13 protein-coding genes, 2 tRNA genes and 2 rRNA genes (1 of these 17 running past the window's edge) are annotated in these 19,359 nt (G+C 46.9%); 4 read left to right on the top strand and 13 right to left on the bottom strand.

Annotation, left to right across the window (positions count from 1 at the left end; all coding sequences use genetic code 11):
- The 4 genes from ZMOB_RS08085 to ZMOB_RS08070 form a co-directional block, all read right to left on the bottom strand.
- A 23S ribosomal RNA gene (locus ZMOB_RS08085) occupies positions 1-472 on the bottom strand; it reaches 2,318 nt to the left of the window's first position.
- A gap of 274 nt (positions 473-746) precedes the next feature.
- Positions 747-822 (bottom strand) — tRNA-Ala (locus ZMOB_RS08080).
- A gap of 23 nt (positions 823-845) precedes the next feature.
- Positions 846-922 (bottom strand) — tRNA-Ile (locus ZMOB_RS08075).
- A 151-nt stretch (positions 923-1,073) separates the two neighbouring features.
- Positions 1,074-2,562, bottom strand: a 16S ribosomal RNA gene (locus ZMOB_RS08070).
- Together the 16S and 23S rRNA genes with 2 tRNA genes alongside form the textbook arrangement of a ribosomal RNA operon.
- A 627-nt stretch (positions 2,563-3,189) precedes the next feature.
- Between ZMOB_RS08070 and ZMOB_RS08065 the strand changes: the two genes are divergently transcribed.
- Entirely contained in the window at positions 3,190-3,486 is a 297-nt protein-coding gene (locus ZMOB_RS08065; RefSeq protein ID WP_014501131.1) for a putative quinol monooxygenase, read from the top strand.
- Positions 3,487-3,533: 47 nt separating this feature from the next.
- On the opposite strand, the gene ZMOB_RS08060 is transcribed toward ZMOB_RS08065, so the two are convergent.
- The 3 genes from ZMOB_RS08060 to recF form a co-directional block, all read right to left on the bottom strand.
- The gene (locus ZMOB_RS08060) at positions 3,534-4,025 is read right to left on the bottom strand and encodes a DNA-deoxyinosine glycosylase (RefSeq protein WP_014501130.1); all 492 of its coding nucleotides are present in this window, start codon (positions 4,023-4,025) and stop codon (positions 3,534-3,536) included.
- Positions 4,026-4,455: 430 nt separating this feature from the next.
- Positions 4,456-6,894 carry a DNA topoisomerase (ATP-hydrolyzing) subunit B gene (gene gyrB, locus ZMOB_RS08055; RefSeq protein ID WP_014501129.1) on the bottom strand — a complete coding sequence of 813 codons (2,439 nt, stop codon included), beginning with the start codon at positions 6,892-6,894 and terminating at the stop codon, positions 4,456-4,458.
- A gap of 142 nt (positions 6,895-7,036) precedes the next feature.
- Positions 7,037-8,167, bottom strand: coding sequence for a DNA replication/repair protein RecF (gene recF / locus ZMOB_RS08050; protein ID WP_011241343.1), 1,131 nt, complete (start codon positions 8,165-8,167; stop codon positions 7,037-7,039).
- Positions 8,168-8,281: 114 nt separating this feature from the next.
- Between recF and bfr the strand changes: the two genes are divergently transcribed.
- The 3 genes from bfr (at position 8,282) to uvrA (ending at position 12,182) form a co-directional block, all read left to right on the top strand.
- The gene (gene bfr, locus ZMOB_RS08045) at positions 8,282-8,755 is read left to right on the top strand and encodes a bacterioferritin (RefSeq protein WP_011241344.1); all 474 of its coding nucleotides are present in this window, start codon (positions 8,282-8,284) and stop codon (positions 8,753-8,755) included.
- Positions 8,756-8,776: 21 nt separating this feature from the next.
- A complete protein-coding gene (locus ZMOB_RS08040; protein ID WP_014501128.1) occupies positions 8,777-9,184 on the top strand; it encodes a hypothetical protein in 408 nt (135 codons plus the stop codon).
- A 157-nt stretch (positions 9,185-9,341) separates the two neighbouring features.
- Complete coding sequence (uvrA, locus tag ZMOB_RS08035) at positions 9,342-12,182, top strand: excinuclease ABC subunit UvrA (protein ID WP_014501127.1); 2,841 nt, start codon at positions 9,342-9,344, stop codon at positions 12,180-12,182.
- Positions 12,183-12,237: 55 nt separating this feature from the next.
- On the opposite strand, the gene ZMOB_RS08030 is transcribed toward uvrA, so the two are convergent.
- The 6 genes from ZMOB_RS08030 to ZMOB_RS08005 all read right to left on the bottom strand — a co-directional run bounded on the left by ZMOB_RS08030 (position 12,238) and on the right by ZMOB_RS08005 (position 18,272).
- A complete protein-coding gene (locus ZMOB_RS08030) occupies positions 12,238-13,005 on the bottom strand; it encodes a sulfite exporter TauE/SafE family protein (RefSeq protein ID WP_014501126.1) in 768 nt (255 codons plus the stop codon).
- A gap of 154 nt (positions 13,006-13,159) precedes the next feature.
- Entirely contained in the window at positions 13,160-13,498 is a 339-nt protein-coding gene (locus ZMOB_RS08025) for a tRNA-binding protein (RefSeq protein ID WP_014501125.1), read from the bottom strand.
- 114 nt (positions 13,499-13,612) lie between these two features.
- On the bottom strand, positions 13,613-14,374 hold the full coding sequence (locus ZMOB_RS08020) for an ABC transporter ATP-binding protein (protein WP_014501124.1): 762 nt from the start codon (positions 14,372-14,374) through the stop codon (positions 13,613-13,615).
- An 8-nt stretch (positions 14,375-14,382) separates the two neighbouring features.
- On the bottom strand, positions 14,383-15,204 hold the full coding sequence (locus ZMOB_RS08015; RefSeq protein WP_041573402.1) for an MlaE family ABC transporter permease: 822 nt from the start codon (positions 15,202-15,204) through the stop codon (positions 14,383-14,385).
- Entirely contained in the window at positions 15,205-16,254 is a 1,050-nt protein-coding gene (gene alr, locus ZMOB_RS08010) for an alanine racemase (RefSeq protein WP_014501122.1), read from the bottom strand.
- 83 nt (positions 16,255-16,337) lie between these two features.
- Positions 16,338-18,272 (bottom strand): M61 family metallopeptidase, encoded by a 1,935-nt coding sequence (locus tag ZMOB_RS08005; protein ID WP_011241351.1) that lies wholly within the window; start codon positions 18,270-18,272, stop codon positions 16,338-16,340.
- Positions 18,273-19,359: the final 1,087 nt, after the last annotated feature.

Here is a 19,359-nt window from a genome sequence, read left to right as displayed (position 1 = left end):
GTCATACACGAGTATTTAGGCTTGGAGGGTGGTCCCCCCATGTTCAGACAAGGTTTCACGTGCCCCGCCCTACTCAAGACCTTCAATATTGTTTTAACATACGGGACTGTCACCCACTATGGTGTCTCTTTCCAAAGACTTCTGCTAACGCAATCAAAGGTACTGGCCTACTCCGCGTTCGCTCGCCACTACTAACGGAATCTCGGTTGATGTCTTTTCCTCCGGGTACTTAGATGTTTCAGTTCGCCGGGTTCGCTTCACCAAAGCTATGTATTCACTTTGGTAATATCCTTCCCACCTAACTCCGATACTGCAGAACAATATCGAAATTAAATGGTGAGGATGGGTTTCCCCATTCGGAAATCTACGGGTCAAAGATTGCTCACATCTCGCCGTAGCTTATCGCAGCGTGCCACGTCCTTCATCGCCTGTGTATGCCTAGGCATCCACCAAATGCTCTTACCTCACGCTTGAGAACTTCCACCATCAATGTCAGAATTGCTTCTTCCACCGATGATGCTTTTTGTTAAATCTCAGCATCAATTGAATATCTTTACTTTTGCAACTTTCGCTTTCTAAACAACCACCGAAGCAGTCATTCAAAAATCGAAGTCGCGGCATCGATTTTCAATATTTCCATTCACAATTTCAAATAACATTCAGGGATAAATCCCCTACCCTCCTGATATCATCAGAAGGATCTCTTTTCCTCTTCATCTTTCTTTGGAAAACAACCAGATAATTTCTGGTGGAGCCTATCGGGATCGAACCGATGACCTCAAGCTTGCAAAGCTAGCGCTCTCCCAACTGAGCTAAGGCCCCTTTGAAATTCCCTACCTGAACCATGGTGGGCCGGGGAGGAGTTGAACCTCCGACCTCACGCTTATCAGGCGTGCGCTCTAACCACCTGAGCTACCGGCCCATTGGCAATAGCACATAGGCTAACTTTACCACCATCAAACACTCTACAGTGCTCAACAGGCTTTTTCCAAGATGAAGGGACATGAGGACGGCGGAATTTTTTATGTTCCAGTACAGTCAAACTATCTAACGATATGTTCGACTATCCTTAGAAAGGAGGTGATCCAGCCGCAGGTTCCCCTACGGCTACCTTGTTACGACTTCACCCCAGTCGCTAAACCCACCGTGGTCGCCTGCCTCCCTTGCGGGTTAGCGCAGCGCCTTCGGGTGAATCCAACTCCCATGGTGTGACGGGCGGTGTGTACAAGGCCTGGGAACGTATTCACCGCGGCATGCTGATCCGCGATTACTAGCGATTCCGCCTTCATGCTCTCGAGTTGCAGAGAACAATCCGAACTGAGACGGCTTTTTGAGATTAGCTAACCTTTGCAGGCTTGCGGCCCTCTGTCACCGCCATTGTAGCACGTGTGTAGCCCAGCGCGTAAGGGCCATGAGGACTTGACGTCATCCCCACCTTCCTCCGGCTTATCACCGGCAGTTCCTCTAAAGTGCCCAACTTAATGATGGCAACTAGAGGTGAGGGTTGCGCTCGTTGCGGGACTTAACCCAACATCTCACGACACGAGCTGACGACAGCCATGCAGCACCTGTCTCTGATCCAGCCGAACTGAAAGAATGTGTCTCCACTTTCCGCGATCAGGATGTCAAACGCTGGTAAGGTTCTGCGCGTTGCTTCGAATTAAACCACATGCTCCACCGCTTGTGCAGGCCCCCGTCAATTTCTTTGAGTTTTAATCTTGCGACCGTACTCCCCAGGCGGATAACTTAATGCGTTAGCTCCGCCACCCAGATACCATGTACCCGGACAGCTAGTTATCATCGTTTACGGCGTGGACTACCAGGGTATCTAATCCTGTTTGCTACCCACGCTTTCGTACCTCAGCGTCAACTATAGACCAGTAAGTCGCCTTCGCCACTGGTGTTCTTCCGAATATCTACGAATTTCACCTCTACACTCGGAATTCCACTTACCTCTTCTATGTTCTAGTCTAACAGTCTCAAAGGCAGTTCCAGAGTTGAGCTCTGGGCTTTCACCCCTGACTTATTAAACCGCCTACGTACGCTTTACGCCCAGTAATTCCGAACAACGCTAGCTCCCTCCGTATTACCGCGGCTGCTGGCACGGAGTTAGCCGGAGCTTATTCTCCCGGTACTGTCATTATCATCCCGGGTAAAAGAGCTTTACAACCCTAAGGCCTTCTTCACTCACGCGGCATTGCTGGATCAGGGTTTCCCCCATTGTCCAATATTCCCCACTGCTGCCTCCCGTAGGAGTCTGGGCCGTGTCTCAGTCCCAGTGTGGCTGATCATCCTCTCAGACCAGCTATGGATCGTCGCCTTGGTAAGCTTTTACCCTACCAACTAGCTAATCCAACGCGGGCTCATCTTCAGGCGATAAATCTTTGATCTCTCGATGTCATACGGTATTAGCTCGAGTTTCCCCTAGTTATTCCGTACCTGAAGGCAGATTCCCACGCGTTACGCACCCGTGCGCCACTAAGGCCGAAGCCTTCGTTCGACTTGCATGTGTTAAGCATGCCGCCAGCGTTCGTTCTGAGCCAGAATCAAACTCTCAAGTTCACTTCTTACCATCTAATCACCAACCTAAATCAGCAACTAAACAGCCTTGAGCTTTTTGACTAAGGCGTTCTTGCACAAACTGCAGATAATTTAATATCTACAATCTAGACATATGAACGACTTAAGGTGCTATCCGTAAACTCTAACCAACCTAAGTCAGCCAGACAAACCGAACAGCTCCGCCGTCCACATGTCCCTTCACTCATTCTTACAATGTCAAATAGCGAAAAATCCTCTTAACCCCTTGACTAACCTTAGTCAACCAAGAAGTTTGAATTCCTTCAAATTCATGAAGATTTTCTCCTTAAGAGCGTTCCGTTTAGCGGTGCGCCCCGTCGGTGTGAAGGCCTTCTATGCATTTAAACCAAACCTTGCAAGCAAAAAATTCATATTTTTGTAAACTTTCTTATAACTACCTGTTTTATAACGCTTTTTTCACAAAAATCCCCACAAAACTAGCACCGACACAAACCTAAAAACTAAAAGCAAACCACAAAACCTACCCCTCGCAAAAAACCTGAAGGCTAAAATGAGGAAAAAACCTTCTTCCAAGGCTGATTTCTGCCTTCTATCCCTTATATTTGGAACAAGGACGATGTGATCTGTCCTTTTATAAAGGAAAATAGAATGTCTACTGCCATTGATATTGTGGCTTCGGTTCAGGCTAAGGCCGGTCACGAAGCCGAAGTTGAGAAAATCATTAAAGCCGCAGTGCCGCCTGCCCGTGCGGAAGAAGGGAATATCAAATATGATGTTCATAAAGACCTTCAGCGCAAAGGGCATTTTGTCTTTATCGAACGCTGGGCTGATAATGCCGCTATCGGCAAGCATGGCGGAACGCCCCATTTTCAACAGCTGGTCAAAGACTTGCAGCCCATCAGCGAAGGGCTGGATGTGACTTTCCTCGAATGTATTTCGCAGTAATCCAGCTATTCAAGCAGTGTCTTTCTTTCAAAAGGCACTGCTTGAAGTCAGTTTGAAATGATTTCTTGTAATTTGATCCAAGCGGCTTTCTTCACATCATAAGCAACCGCATGTGCCGGACTAGAGGACGGCAGAATGTAATAAGGTAGCTTTGCGCCTATTTTTTGTAATTCTTTGATGCCTAATTGGGCGGCCTTTTGACCATTAAAGGCGAGCGCTTTGAGGTTGGGTAGTTTCCCGATCAAATCCCCCAGAGGATTGGGGCTAACTTCTTTAATATTACTATCGAGACTGCCTTGCCTTTTGGCTGTGCCGATGACATCCCAAAGACCAATATGATGGCGTAGTAACCCTTCAAGCCTTTCGGGGTAGGCTGCGGAATCTATATCCTCTCCGATAATATCGCTCATTAGCCGCCAGAATTGGTTGCGTGGATGACCATAATATTGCGCTTTTTCAAGAGAGGCGACCCCCGGTAGGCTTCCTAAAATCAAGAGACGGCTATTGATATTTGTTACCGGAGCAAAACAACGCAGCATTGGATCAGCCAATACTCCCTCCCCTTTTTTGACGTAGAATGAAAGTCTAATGATAGAACGGGACAGCCAGATCCTAAAGGTAAGAATGGTTTTTATAGGAAAGCTGCAGGCTTGGCCTTTATAGTGATTTTAGATTTTTAGTAGGTAATGCGCTTAGAAGATTTTGAAAGGCGACTTTATTTTGATGGCCTAATTCATCAAAAGAACGGTTTTCTGGGGTAAAATTATAGCGGTGAGATAAGAATTGAGAGTTAGATAATGTCAGGGTAGCTTTGAATTTGCGAAACTCAAGCGCGTCGTTCTTTCTAAACTCCGCGCTATAATCGAAATTAAAGTAATAAAAAACCGACCTGAAAAATCAGGCCGGTTTTTCTGTTTTTAAGGCTATGAAGACGCCTTTTACAAGTCAGCTAAAGCCCAGTAACCGTTTTTAAACGTCGAGATTGGCGACTGATAACGCATTCTGCTGAATGAAGTCACGGCGTGGTTCCACCACATCGCCCATCAGACGCGAGAAGATTTCATCAGCGACATCGGCCTGTTCCACTTCGACTTTCAGCATCGAACGGTTGGCAGGGTCTAACGTGGTTTCCCAAAGCTGTTCGGGGTTCATTTCACCCAAACCTTTATAGCGGGAAATCGAAAGGCCTTTGCTACCGACTGCCAGAATGGCTTCAAAAAGCTGTGAAGGACGATAGATATCCTGACCGGCCTCTTCATCCATCTGTGCAGCCAGAGTGACTAACCGTGCCGGATGGGCAGAAATATAGCTTTCTGCCTGTTCCTGTGCCAGTTGATGCAGCTTAGCGGCTTCTGATGACTGAATGAAGTTCCAATCCAATGTATGGGCATCGGTGACCCCACGCCATAAGCGTCGGAACAGGAAGCCTTCGGGGATAAATTCAACCGACCAGCGGGCATCGCTTTCGCTATCGGAACGGGTCAGAATTTCAGCGACCTGTTTCAAGATATCTTGGCGTTTTTCATCCGCGATATCGCTTTGGAAAGCCCCTGCCAACGCCGCTGTTTCAATCAAAGGCGCATAATAGCGGTTCGGGACGTAATTCATAAGAAGTCGCGTCCGGCGGGCATGTTCTACCATCTGATGAAGATCGTTACCGGAACGATCGCCGTTATCGGTATGCAGCATCATGCTGGCAACACCGGCATCCATCAGATAGTTATCAAGTGCGGCTTCGTCCTTGAGATAGACCTCGGAACGGTTTTTCGCCACTTTAAACAAAGGCGGCTGCGCAATGTAAAGATGCCCGTTTTCGATAATTTCTGGCATGTGGCGATAGAAGAAGGTCAAAAGCAACGTTCTAATATGCGCACCGTCAACATCGGCATCCGTCATGATGACGATTTTATGATAACGCAGCTTTGCAATATTAAATTCGTCGCGGATACCGGTGCCTAGCGCCTGAATAAGCGTGCCGACTTCTTTCGATGAAAGCATCCGATCAAGGCGAGAGCGTTCGGTATTCAGGATTTTACCTTTGAGCGGCAAAATGGCCTGATTATGACGATTACGCCCCTGCTTGGCGGAGCCACCTGCGGAATCTCCCTCAACGATGAAGATTTCGGATTTGGTCGGGTCACGTTCCTGACAATCCGCCAATTTCCCCGGTAAGGAAGCGATATCCATCACGCCTTTACGGCGGGTCAATTCACGAGCGCGCTTGGCAGCTTCACGTGCCGCCGCCGCATCGATGATTTTTTGGATAATGACCTTGGCATGTGCCGGATTTTCTTCCAGCCATTCTGCCATCTTATCGGCCATCAGGCTTTCGAGAGGTTGCCGAACCTCGGAAGAAACCAGTTTATCTTTGGTCTGGCTAGAAAATTTCGGGTCTGGCAGCTTGACCGAAATGATTGCAGTCAGCCCTTCTCGCATGTCATCGCCGGTAAGCTGGACTTTTTCTTTTTTCAAAAGACCGGATTTATCGGCATAATTGTTTAAGGTGCGCGTCAAAGCAGCGCGGAATGCTGCCAAATGGGTACCGCCGTCACGCTGCGGAATGTTGTTGGTAAAGCAAAGAACCTGTTCATAATAGCTGTCGTTCCATTCCAGAGCGACATCAATCATCACATCATCGCGGTCGCCATGAATAGCGACAGGTTCGGGAATTAACGCTGTTTTTGCCCGATCAAGCCATTTCACAAAAGCAGCGATACCGCCTTCATAGAATAATTCGACCGTTTTTTCAGGATCGGTGCGCTTGTCGGTTAATTGCAACCGGACACCGGAATTCAAAAAGGCCAATTCGCGGTAACGATGTTCCAGCTTTTCAAAATTGAATTCGGTAATTTTGAAGGTTTCGGCAGAAGGATGGAAGCGAACCCGCGTGCCTCTTTTATCGGAAGCGCCGACGACCTGTAACGGTTCAACGGCAACACCATGCTCGAAACGCATCCGGTGTTCTTGTCCATCGCGCCAAACGGTCAATTCAAGATAATCACTAAGCGCGTTCACCACGGAAACGCCCACGCCGTGCAAACCGCCGGAGACCTTATAAGCGTTACTATTCGCGTTATTATCGAATTTACCACCGGCGTGAAGCTGGGTCATGATGACTTCAGCTGCCGAAACGCCTTCTTCGGGATGAATACCGGTTGGAATACCGCGTCCGTTATCTTCAACCGAGACCGAACCATCGTCATAAATCGCGATTTTTACCAGATCGCAGTAACCGGCCAAGGCTTCGTCAATGGCGTTATCGGAAACTTCGAACACCATATGGTGCAGACCCGATCCGTCATCCGTATCACCAATATACATACCAGGCCGTTTGCGAACGGCATCCAGCCCCCGCAGAACCTTGATAGATCCTGCATCATAATCGTCATGCTGTTTTGATGTTGCCATAGTCTTAACTTATAGCGGGATGTTGCCAATAACCCAAGCAAAAGCCGCCTGATTTTAAAGGAAATATTACATTATCGGAGGAAGCGGTAAAAAGAGCGCGGATCTTTATATCCCCTTTTATACAGTCAGTCGGTTCTCTTTTTCAGAAAGCGGAGATAATTTCGCCCTTATCAAGCTGAAAATAGCAGGCGGCCTCCCCTGCGGTTTCAAAGAGAGAAGGTTCGGTACCGGTCATCCAGACTTGGCCGCCTTTTGATCGCAAAATATCAAATAAAATCGCCCGACGGGACGGGTCAAGATGCGCCGCAACCTCATCCAGTAACAGAACCGGCGGCTGGCCATTTTTTTCGGTAATCAGATTAACTTGAGCCAACACAAGCCCAAGTAACAGGGCTTTTTGCTCGCCTGTCGAGCTTTGGGCAGCAGGCATGGCTTTGGCATGATGGGTGACCTTTAGATCTGCGCGATGAACGCCTTGCAATGTCCGACCAATGGCGGCATCGCTTGTCCGGCTTTTTTGCCAGATATTTTGCAAAAGCGGCATGATCTCTTCGGAATTATGAGTCACAAGATCGCGGCTATCAACACCTTCTTCCAAAGCCAGATCCGCTTTGGCGAAAAGGCCGTCTTCCTGTTTGGCAATTTCTTCGGATAGTAAATCCACAAGCTGCCGCCGTGCCAAAAGAATATGGGTCGCCTGTTCCGCCATAATCTGTTCCAAGCCGTCTAACCAAAGAGGATCATAGCCTTTTTCATCGGAAAGCAGCTTGTTCCGTTGTCGCATCGCCGCTTCATAACGGCTGTAATGTCGGGCATGAGACGGAAAAATCGTCAATGTCAGCCGATCTAGAAAACGGCGGCGCGAAGAAGCACCTTCCTGAAACAATCTGTCCATTGCAGGGGTAAGCCATAATATCGCCAGCCATTCCGATAAGGCATTAGCCGAAGTCGTCACGCCATTAACGCGCACCTGACGCGAGGATGCCCGAGGTGCAAGCCCGATACCAATGGTTACGGGATCAATTCGGCCTGAGGATTCCAGTGGATGCAGTTTGGCCGAAATCGCAAAACCGCCCTCGCCTTCGCGCCGGACAAGATCAGGTAAAGGGCTGCCGCGAAATCCTCGCCCCGGAGAAAGCAACGAAATCGCTTCTAAAATGTTTGTTTTACCGACACCATTTTCACCGGTCAGGATTACCAGCCCAGCTTCGGCCTGTAATCGTATTTGCTGGTGTGACCGGAAATCATGGAGAGAAAGGCCGGATATAAACACAGTAATGCCCCGTTCCGATAGAATTATATGATAATGATATTGGGAAAGTTAATTTTTTATAATAAAGTTTTAATGCTAGGCTAATAAAAGCTGAAGAGCGAAAGGCACCCATCAATGAGCGCAGATCCTAAAATAATCGAACATCTTAACCGCCAACTTACCAATGAATTGACGGTCATCAATCAATATTTTCTCCATGCCCGCAGTTTAGAACATTGGGGCGTTTCGGTTCTTGCCAGAAAAGAATCCGAAGAATCTCTTGAAGAAAGAGGCCATGCCGATGCTTTGATCGAGCGGATTTTTTATCTTGGCGGCCTGCCTAACTTGCAGCGTTATGAAGCTATTACCGCTAGTGAAGACGTGCCTGCGGTTTTGAATACGGACTTGCGGCTTGAGAAAAAAGCGGTCAGCGATTTGAAAGTAGCCATCGCCTATGCAGAATCAACGCATGATTTTGTATCCCGCGATCTGTTCGTCAAAATTTTGATCGCCGAAGAAGCCCATATCGATTTCCTGAATACTCAGCTTAATCTGATCGAGCTGATGGGATTGGAACGCTATATTCAGCAGAATTCTGATCCAGCCTGATTTATCGGAAAAATAGCTGCCATGTCTTGTCATGGCAGCTATGCCGCCGCCTGTTATGAAAGAAGAAGTCATCTTATGGGAAAAAATCTTTTCTGGGCTGGAATAGGGCTTCTTGCCTTGACGCTTTCGGTTGCGGCCATGGCTTATCCCCATGGATATCACTATGGCCATTATGGGCGGTCGGGATATATCCGAAACGGTTATTCATCTGGTTATGTCAGAGGTTATGATCATTCCGGCTATATCCGTCATTATGGCTGGTCTGGCTATGTGCCGCGTTATGGGTCAATGGGCTATAACCATCGTTATAATCCCTATAATCATAATCCTATGCGCTATAATCACAGCTATAATCATCTGGATAGGCAGCTTTTATATCCGTCCAATCGCTGGGATGGCGCTTATCGCTATAATGGCTATGAACGGTAGCAGAATGACATTTCTGCCGATTTCAAAGTCCCTTGCCTTGCCGTTTTTGGATAGCCTCTTGTAGAACAAAGGGGGAATATCCATCTCTTTTCCTCGCCCTGATTGATAGCCCCGCATCACCAGACCCATTTTCTGAAAGATAGGATTTTTGCCTGTTATGCTTTCGACTATTTCTATTCGCGGCGCACGCGAACATAATCTCAAAAATGTTTCGATTGATATTCCGCGCAATAAACTTGTCGTCATGACCGGCTTGTCGGGGTCGGGTAAATCCAGCCTCGCTTTTGATACTATCTATGCCGAAGGACAGCGGCGTTATGTCGAATCCCTGTCCGCTTATGCTCGCCAATTTTTGGAAATGATGCAAAAGCCGGATGTCGATCATATTGAGGGTTTATCGCCAGCGATTTCTATCGAACAGAAAACGACCAGCAAAAATCCGCGTTCGACGGTCGCCACAGTCACCGAGATTTATGATTACATGCGGCTGTTATGGGCGCGGGTCGGGATTCCTTATTCTCCGGCAACGGGATTGCCTATTACCGCGCAGACCGTCAGTCAGATGGTTGATCGGGTGATGGCTTTGCCGGAAGGGAGCCGTTTGCATTTATTGGCTCCGGTCGTCAGAGGACGAAAAGGCGAATATCGCAAAGAAATGGCCGAATGGCAGAAAGCAGGCTTTTCACGACTTCGGATTGATGGTGAATATTATCTGATCGAAGAAGCACCAAAAATTGACAAGAAACGCAAGCATGACATTGAGGTTGTGGTTGATCGTCTGGTTATCAAAGAAGGGCTGGAAACCCGTTTGGCGCAATCGCTTGAAACCGCATTAAAATTGGCGGACGGGATTGCGATTGCCGAGCCAGCCGATGAAGGCCGTTTCGAGCCGATGCTTTTTTCCGAGCATTTTTCTTGTCCGGTATCAGGTTTTACCATTCCTGAAATCGAGCCACGCCTTTTCTCTTTTAACGCGCCACAGGGTGCCTGCCCTGCTTGTGATGGGTTGGGCGAAAAGCCTTATTTTGATGTGCGGTTGATTGTGCCGAATGAATCCCTTTCTTTGGCAAAGGGGGCTTTGATGCCTTGGGCGAGAAGCACGCCGCCCAGCCCTTATTATATGCAGATTTTATCCAGTCTGGCGCGTTATTATGATTTCTCGTTGGAAACGCCTTGGAAGAAGCTCCCTGAAAAAATTCAGAATGTCATTCTTTACGGGAGTGAAGGCGAAGTTATTCCTTTGCGCTTTTCTGAAGGTAATCAGATTTATGAGGTTGAAAAAGCCTTTGAAGGTGTGATCCGCAATTTGGAAAGGCGGCTGGTAACGACTGATAGCGAAACCATTCGCGAAGATATTGGACGTTATCAATCGGCAGCGCCCTGTGAAGTCTGTCATGGTGCGAGATTAAGGCCGGAAGCCTTGGCCGTTCTGATTGACCATCATAATATTTCTGATGTGACCAAGATGACCGTCAAGCCAGCTTTGGAATTTTTCAGACAGTTACCCGAAAAGCTGACGGAAGCACAAAATCAAATTGCTGAACGCATTTTGAAAGAGATTATCGAAAGGCTGGGATTCCTCGATAATGTCGGGCTGGATTATTTGAGCCTCGACCGCTCTTCCGGCACACTTTCTGGTGGTGAAAGTCAGCGCATCCGTCTCGCTAGTCAGATCGGTTCCGGTTTGTCCGGTGTTTTATATGTGTTGGATGAACCCTCTATCGGTTTACATCAGCGTGATAATGATCGCTTGCTTGAAACCTTGAAGCGATTGCGCGATTTGGGCAATTCAGTTCTGGTTGTCGAGCATGATGAAGATGCTATTCGTCTTGCCGATTATGTCGTCGATATGGGCCCCGGTGCGGGGGTGATGGGTGGTAAAGTGATTGCCGCCGGTTCGCCACAGGATATTATTGATTGTCCTAATAGTTTGACCGGGGCGTATCTTTCAGGGCGGCGGGAAATTGCAGTTCCCGATAAACGTCGCAAGGGGAATGGTAAAAAGCTGACCATTAAAGGAGCGACCGCCAATAACCTTCAAAATGTGACGGCATCTATTCCCTTGGGGACTTTTACCTGTGTCACGGGGGTTTCAGGCTCCGGTAAATCCAGCCTGATTTTGGATACGCTTTATACGGCGGCGGCCAGAGAATTGAATGGTGCGCGGCTGATTAGTGGTGACTATAAATCTATTTCGGGATTGGAGCATCTCGACAAGGTGATTGATATTGACCAATCACCTATTGGGCGCACGCCCCGTTCCAATCCGGCAACCTATACCGGTGCGTTTACCGCTATTCGGGAATGGTTTGCCAAATTACCGGAGGCTCAAGCCCGCGGTTATAAAGCCGGTCGTTTTAGTTTTAACGTCAAGGGCGGGCGTTGTGAGGCTTGCCAAGGTGATGGCGTCAAAAAGATCGAAATGCATTTCTTGCCGGATGTTTATGTCACCTGTGATGTCTGTCATGGTGCGCGCTATAATCGCGAAACGCAGGAGGTCAAATTCAAAGGCCAATCTATTGCCGATGTTTTGAATATGACGGTCGATCAGGCAGCAGAATTTTTTGAAGCGGTGCCTTCTATCCGTGACAAGATGGCAATGCTTGCCCGTGTTGGTTTGGGCTATATCAAGGTTGGTCAGCAAGCGACGACTTTATCAGGCGGTGAGGCGCAACGCGTTAAATTGGCAAAAGAATTGTCAAAAAGGGCAACAGGGCGAACGCTGTATATTCTTGATGAACCAACCACGGGTCTTCATTTTGAAGATGTCCGAAAATTGCTGGAAGTTCTGAATGCCCTAGTCGATCAAGGAAATAGCATTGTCGTGATCGAGCATAATCTGGATGTCATTAAGACAGCTGATTGGCTAATTGATCTGGGTCCCGAAGGTGGCACTGGTGGCGGTCAGATTATTGCGGCTGGCACGCCAGAAAAAGTGGCCGAGACTGAGGGAAGCTATACTGGCCATTATTTAAAACGGATGCTTCAACCCAAATAGGCGGTCAAGATTAGGGTCAGTTTTTTAGAAGCTGACCCTGATTTGTCTTTCAGACTTAAAGATGATTGTAATATTTGAGAAAGCTGAAAGTCACAGAAACCAACATAATTGTTAGAAATAACAGCCGTAACAATTTAGAGCTTTTATAAATGACCAAATAAGCCCCTATTTGGCCGCCCAGAAAAGACCCGATACCCATCATTAAAGCGGCGAAATAGTTTACTTTGCCACCCCCTATAAAGATAGTCAGTGCCGTGACATTGCCTGCGATATTTAACGGTTTTGCATACATTGTCGCGATATTCAGACGTAATCTGTAGATATGATTCAAGATAATTGTCCAGATCGCGCCTGTACCTGGCCCGAAAAAACCGTTATAGAATCCGACAGCCCCGCCAAGACAGGGCAGTAATTTTGGATTTTCGGGAAGGCTTTCTTTCTCGGGCTGGGAATAAGAGGTCGGAGAAAAAATATAATAAAGAAAAACCGATAGAAGAAGCCATGGGACAATTTTATTAAGCCTTTTTTCGTCGCAAATTTGAAGTAGAATTGTTCCCAAGGCAGAAGCGATGACCGTCGAGAATAAAGACAAATATAATGGTCGTAATTTGAGATGACGGCTTTTCCAAAAGTGTAAGGCAGCAGAGAATTCACCAATAGCCGATTGGAATTTATTAGTTCCTAAGGCGGTCACGGCACCCATTCCGGTTAAAGCCAAGGCAGGAACCGTAATTAGCCCCCCGCCCCCGCCCAATGTATCGACGATGCCCGCGATAATGGAGATGATAAAAAGGAAAAGATCGCAATATAGGGTTGAGTCCATGGGGCGGATACCTTTTAAAGCCGCCTATCCGGCTGTCGTAAAATCAGAGACGTCAAAATTATGTCGAAAACGCGCGGAAGAGAGCGAGATTGAAGGACAGAGCCTTCCGATGATGTCCATACTCTGTCCTTGTAAAATATGAAGGTATTTTACGTTAAAATAGCCGTGTTCCGAGTGGCACCGACTGTTCCGGCGAAATGAGAATAACGCGCCCTTCGGCATCGGACACGCCCAAGGTCAAAACTTCCGAGAAGAAATGCCCGATTTGTCTTGGCGGGAGATTGACAACGCACAGAATCTGACGGTCTATTAAATCTTGGGCAGTGTAGAAATCGACTATCTGGGCGCTTGAGCGTTTAATCCCGATATCTGCCCCGAAATCAATGACCAATTTCCATGCCGGTTTACGGGCTTCTGGGAAAGCCTGCACTTCGATAATTTTGCCTACCCGAATGTCTATTTTTAAAAAATCGTCAATAGTGATGTTCGACATTATTAATACCCATTTCCAATAGAAATCAGAAGCAGGCTAGCATCACGAATATGATTTTTGCGCTCGATCTATCGCAATTAAATGCAACAAAAAATCAGCTTTTTATCGGGTCGTTTAATGAAGGGGCCCTTCGGCTTTGCGATCAAAAAATTGCCGAACATAGGGATTGTCGGTTGTCCGAAGGTCTTGAGTATTTCCTGTCCAGATAATACGCCCTTCATGCAGGAAGGCGATCTTATCCGCAATTTTGCAAACCGAAGCCATGTCATGGGTAATGGTAATTGCGGTCATACCATTATCGCGCACGAGGCTAAGCGTTAAATCGTCAATGACATCAGAGCGAATGGGGTCGAGGCCTGCGGTCGGTTCATCAAACAACAGGATTTCGGGTTTAGCCGCAATCGCCCGTGCAATCGCTACGCGTTTTTGCATCCCTCCCGATAATTCCCCAGAACGAAGATTGAGAATCCTGTCATCCAATCCGACCCGTGCGAGATATTCGCTCGCCAATTTTTGCATTTTGGCGGGATCGCGTAAATGACCTTGGGTAATGGCAAAGGTAATATTGCGCCAAACTGGCAAGGAATCGAATAACGCCCCGCCTTGGAACAGCATCCCGATATGATCGCGAATAGAAGCCAATTGGCTTTGGGACATGGTTTCAATATCCTGCCCCTCTATTTCGATAGAACCGGCATCGGCTTCGATCAGGCCTAATATGGTTTTCAGCAAAACCGATTTGCCGCCGCCGGACTGGCCGATAATGACAACCGACTGTCCTTTGTCGATATCAATATCCACGCCTTGTAAAACAGCGTGATCGCCAAAAGATTTTTTTAACCCGCGAATTCGGATGAGAGGCTGTGTCTGAGGCATAAGAATCTTTATCCGAAAAAGAACATGGTAATCATCAGATTTGAAAACAGGATCATGATAAAGGCGCTGACCACCGCCCGCGTTGTTGAACGTCCAACACCTGCCGCGCCGCCGGTGGCAAAAAAGCCGTTATAACAGCCCAATAATGCAACGAGAAAACCGAAAACTGTCGATTTTACCAGCGCCATATGGACATCTTCGGCCTTTAGGAATTCGCGTGTTACCTTGAGATAATTTTCAGGGTTAAAGCCCAATTTGCTGATTGAAAGAAGATAGCCCCCGAAAATGCCGATAACATTGGCCAGCATTACCAAGAAAGGCAAAGCGAGGGTAGCTGCATAAAGGCGAGGTGCCAAAAGATAGCGATAGGGATCTGTATGCAGCGTTTCCATCGCATCAATTTGCTCGGTCACCCGCATAGCGCCCAATTCGGCGGCGATCGCAGAAGTGACCCGACCGACAACCATCAATCCGACCAAAACGGGGCCTAATTCCCGAACCATACCGATAACAACCGCCGCCGGAACTGTCGATTGCGCTGAAAAACGGCTGGCCGCAGCATAGACCTGTTGTGCCAAGGCTGATCCGGTAAAAACAGCGGTTAAGGCCACAACTGGAAGCGAATTCCAGCCGATTTCAAAAAATTCGTGGAAAAAACGACCGGGATAATAAGGCGGTAAAGCGCCTCTCAACAAAATCGTTATTCCGAAACGGGCTATCCGACCGATGCCAGCCAAAAAAGCAATAAACAAACGACCAATGGCGGCCAAGCACCGAATAGGGAAAAGCAATGCTGATCCTCTCTCTACATTATTAGATAATGGCGGCATTTATATTGCCTGCCAGACAGATTGGTAACGATGTCCCAAGCCCGTCAGTAGTTCATATTGGGATAATCCGGTCTGTTGTGAGGCGGAAGGCAAGTCAAAATCAACCGAGAACCAGTCACCTTCTTGAGCTGTCAATGCATCCGGCAAGGCAACCGTTATCATATCCATAGAAACCCGACCAGCCAAAGGACAGATAACGCCGTCTTTTCGGGCATGGCCTTTTTCAAAGAAAGCCCGCCAATACCCATCAGCATAACCGACATGCAAAATAGCCACCCGCATTTTTTTGGGCGTGACAAAACAAGCACCATAGCCAATCGCCTCACCGGCGCTGACTTCTCTTACCTGAATGGCTTGGGCGGCAATAGCAACGACGGGTTTCAGAATATCTTTGGATTGCGGAACAGGCAGGCCGCCGTAAAGCGCCAAGCCCGGACGCGCCAGATCAAAATGATAGTCTTTGCTGAGAAAAATACCGGCAGAATTAGCCAAACTATAGCGTTTTGCCTGTTTTCTGGCGGCTAAAATCCGAAAGCGTTCAAGCTGCTTTTGATTAAGCGGGTGATCTGCCTCGTCTGCACAGGCCAGATGGCTCAAAATATTGTCGATAGAAAGACCATCCAGCAGGCCTGAACCCGCCTCTTCCATCGAAAGACCCAGCCGATTCATTCCAGTATCGACCATGACATCGCAGGGACGGTTCGGCGCGTGAGCTTTCCAGCGGGCAATCATCGCTGGACTACATAAAACCGGCTTGACCGAAGAATTCAGAGCATAGCCGAGGTCATCTTCCCTTAGGCCATGGAGAACAGAAAGGGAGAAATCTTTTTCCGAGCTATCGAGTAAGCGAGCTTCATCCCAACTGGAAACAAAAAAATCGCGACATCCGGCCTGTGCCAGATAATGACGAACGCGTTCAGCCCCTAAACCATAGCCATTGGCCTTGATCGCGGCACCACAATGACCAGCCGTTATCCGGTTCAAACTTTGCCAGTTTGCCATCAGGGCTGATTTGTCTAATTCCAGACGGAGAGGAGAAGAAATCTGCACTCTTTTTCAATAAGACTGAAAAAGCAGTCAGGCAAGCACCGAAATCGGCTTTATACCTGACTGCTTTTCATCATGGATCAAAATTAATTTTTGGCTGCGAGTAAATCCTCGAGATAGCTATGGGTTTTATCGATTTTCTCAAGGCGCGGGTAACGCAAGCCGTCATAATAAGGAATCGCGACATCCCGATAATTATCGCCTTGCTTGATGAGCAATTTGATCGGCGTTTTATTGGCCTTGGCATTTTTGATCGCTGTTTTTAGCAGATCATTGCTAAAGGCATGACCATCAACCGCGACCAATTCACTTCCTACGGTCAATCCAGCGTTAAAGGCAGGGCTATCCCACATAACCGAAGAGACTTTGCCTTTTTCAGAAGTCGATAATCCCAAAGAGAAAGACAACTCGGCCATATGGCGCGCGCCTTCAACACCTTTGATCCAGTCGGTTGGCTCATCACTGTAAACCAGTTTGTAACCGCCACGGCTGATCCAGTCCAAAGGCGCATGAGTCGAACGCTGATTCAAACGCTGGTTAAAGAAGGCTGCCCAGTCATAAGGCATGATGTCATTTAAGGTTTTGACGACATCGTCAAAATTATAGGTTAACTCACCCCAATCACGGTCACGCATTCCGAAAAAGGCTTTTGCAAAATCGTCAAGCGAATGTTTGCCATGAGTCTGTTGCCGGAGCAGGCTATCAACATCAAGCCAGATCAACTGACCTTCACTGTAGTAATCTTCGGAACGTTGCCAGCTTAGCCAGCCTTTGGGGCGGCGTTGCGAAATAATCGGATCATTAGTGGTATCTTCCACCGGACGCCAGCGGCGGCCTGCCCGATTGTCGTAAGTGGCAGCCACCAAAGCCAAGGCTTCCAAGGCATCTTTTTGCTGCCACAGACCGGAACGCGCGGCCAATACATAACCCCAAAACTGGGTTTGACCTTCATACACCCAAAGGAGGCTATCCCGCATCGGCGTTTTATAGTCCGGTGTCCAAAGATCAGCAGGGCGGCGATATTTACCATTCCAGCTATGGTTATATTCATGGGCGAGGAGATCACGACCAACGGCTGATTTATCCCATTTCGAGAAGTAATCAGCCCCTTCCCCATCTTCGGAAGATTGGTGATGTTCTAAGCCAATACCACCGAGCTTTTCGGACAAAGCCAGCAAGAAATCATAATGGCTATAATGTTGTGCGCCGTAAAGTTTTACGGCTTGAGTAATAAGCTGGCGATGCGCGTTAAGCTGTTTGTCCGTCATCACCATATCTTCGGGTTTGTCTGCTATAAGATTGAGACGAACCCCGGGGGCGAGCGTTTCTGTCCGCGTATAACGACCCGCCATTACCGGCGAATCAATTAGCGTATCAAAATCGGTAGTTTTATATTGGACGACATTGGGTGTCTGTCCATCAGGTGTGATACCAGAAATTTCTAAAGCAGAAGCCGATTTCCAACCCGTTGGATAAATAACGGTCGGCTGTATCTGGATTTGGCGGGTAAAATATCCGGCCGGATATAAAGCCAGCGTATTCCACTGCAAATTGACCATTTCCGGTGTGGACTGGATTCTTCCCTGCGACTCCGAAGTAGGAGAGAGATATTGATATTGGGCGGTGATTTCGGTCACGCCTGCCGGAATATCAAGATGAAAGGCATAAACATCGACAGAATCGCGTTGCCAAGGAATAACCTGATTATTGGCGGTAACAATCAAACCTGCCAATTTTTCGATGGGGCCTGATGGACTATGATGTCCCGGCAACCATTCAGGATAGAGCAAAGTCAGCGCACCAGCCTGAACAGGAATCGTTTCCGTTACCCGAACAATGCCGCGCTGCGTGTCTGTGGCATCGACATTAAGACGGATGAGACCGCTATAAGGTTTATCAACCGCAGCCGGAATCGTTTCAGATATCGCCATAGGTTGAGGTGCAGAATTTCCAGCTGGTATCGCTTGTGCCTGCCAAGCGATGGCACTGGTCGCTAGCAAAAATAGCAAGGAACGCTTCATAAAAATATATCCCCCCGTTGAATCATTGTTTCCAAAACAGCATCATCTTACTGATTTTTGTTTAAAAACAACAAAGATTGTCTCGTCGAGACTGTAAATAGATAAAATATCCGCTTCCACATAAAAGCGGCAAAAATTTTCAAAATTTCTTTTATTTTTTCATTACCGCTGCAATTTTTTTTGTCTTTTTGCGTTTTTTGAGGAAAGCCTGATCTGCCATTTTGAGCAGAAGAAAGAACAAGCTGCTTTTGATGCAGCGTTTGAGACAATTGATTAGATCAAAAATGGAAACGATAATTTTCTTTTTTTTCTATTTTTATTATGGATGAATATCCCTATTTTGGCAGAGCGGGTGGCGGTAGCACTTCCCCCCCCTCCTCCTCAAGCTACCGCGACCCCCATAGCTTCTTTTTCTGACTATTCCTCTGCATCCTTATAAATTATTCTTTTATTTCTTTTTCATAATCTATTTAGATATCTGAAAATGTCTTTATTTTAATGTCGTGCAATTTATACAGTATATTTTACCATATACGATATTTTCTTGTTTTCTATTTACAATTTGGCTTTTAATATTTGAACAATAAATTGGAATGAATGCCTAACAACTATGTTATTTTTAGTCTTATCTTTCCCTAAAAAGCCTCAAAAACGAACAAAATAACAGATTCTTCAAAATTTCCTTTCTTAAAATTTAACATAAATGTTTTATTTTAAAATATTTCGCCTGAAATTTATTATTTTAATTTAAAGGCAAAATCGGTAACCACATCCCAATTATTAAATAATACTTCATAATAAAAAGACAACTTTTTCATAATTTGCATAAGTCTTGATGTAAAAAATACATATTTAGAAAGAACAAGCAGCCTTGCTCATCACCGCTGTCGCGAGTAGAAAAATCTCGGCTTTCAGAAAATAGAGGTCGCTTCGTTAAACAGACTATAAATGTGCTGGAATAAAGCGAACCCCTTGATCTGATAAAACTGATAGACATATTGCTTTTGCGCTGCCCGATTGCTGAAAATGCGTAAAATTGGTGATTTTACTCGTTTTCAGGAAAAACTTTGAGAAAACGTCTCGAAAA

The organism is Zymomonas mobilis subsp. mobilis ATCC 10988 (genome assembly GCF_000175255.2).
In the GTDB taxonomy this organism is placed as follows: Bacteria; Pseudomonadota; Alphaproteobacteria; order Sphingomonadales; family Sphingomonadaceae; genus Zymomonas; species Zymomonas mobilis.
The sequence above is the reverse complement of the archived record's forward strand: the minus strand, read 5'-3'. Positions and strand labels throughout refer to the sequence as shown.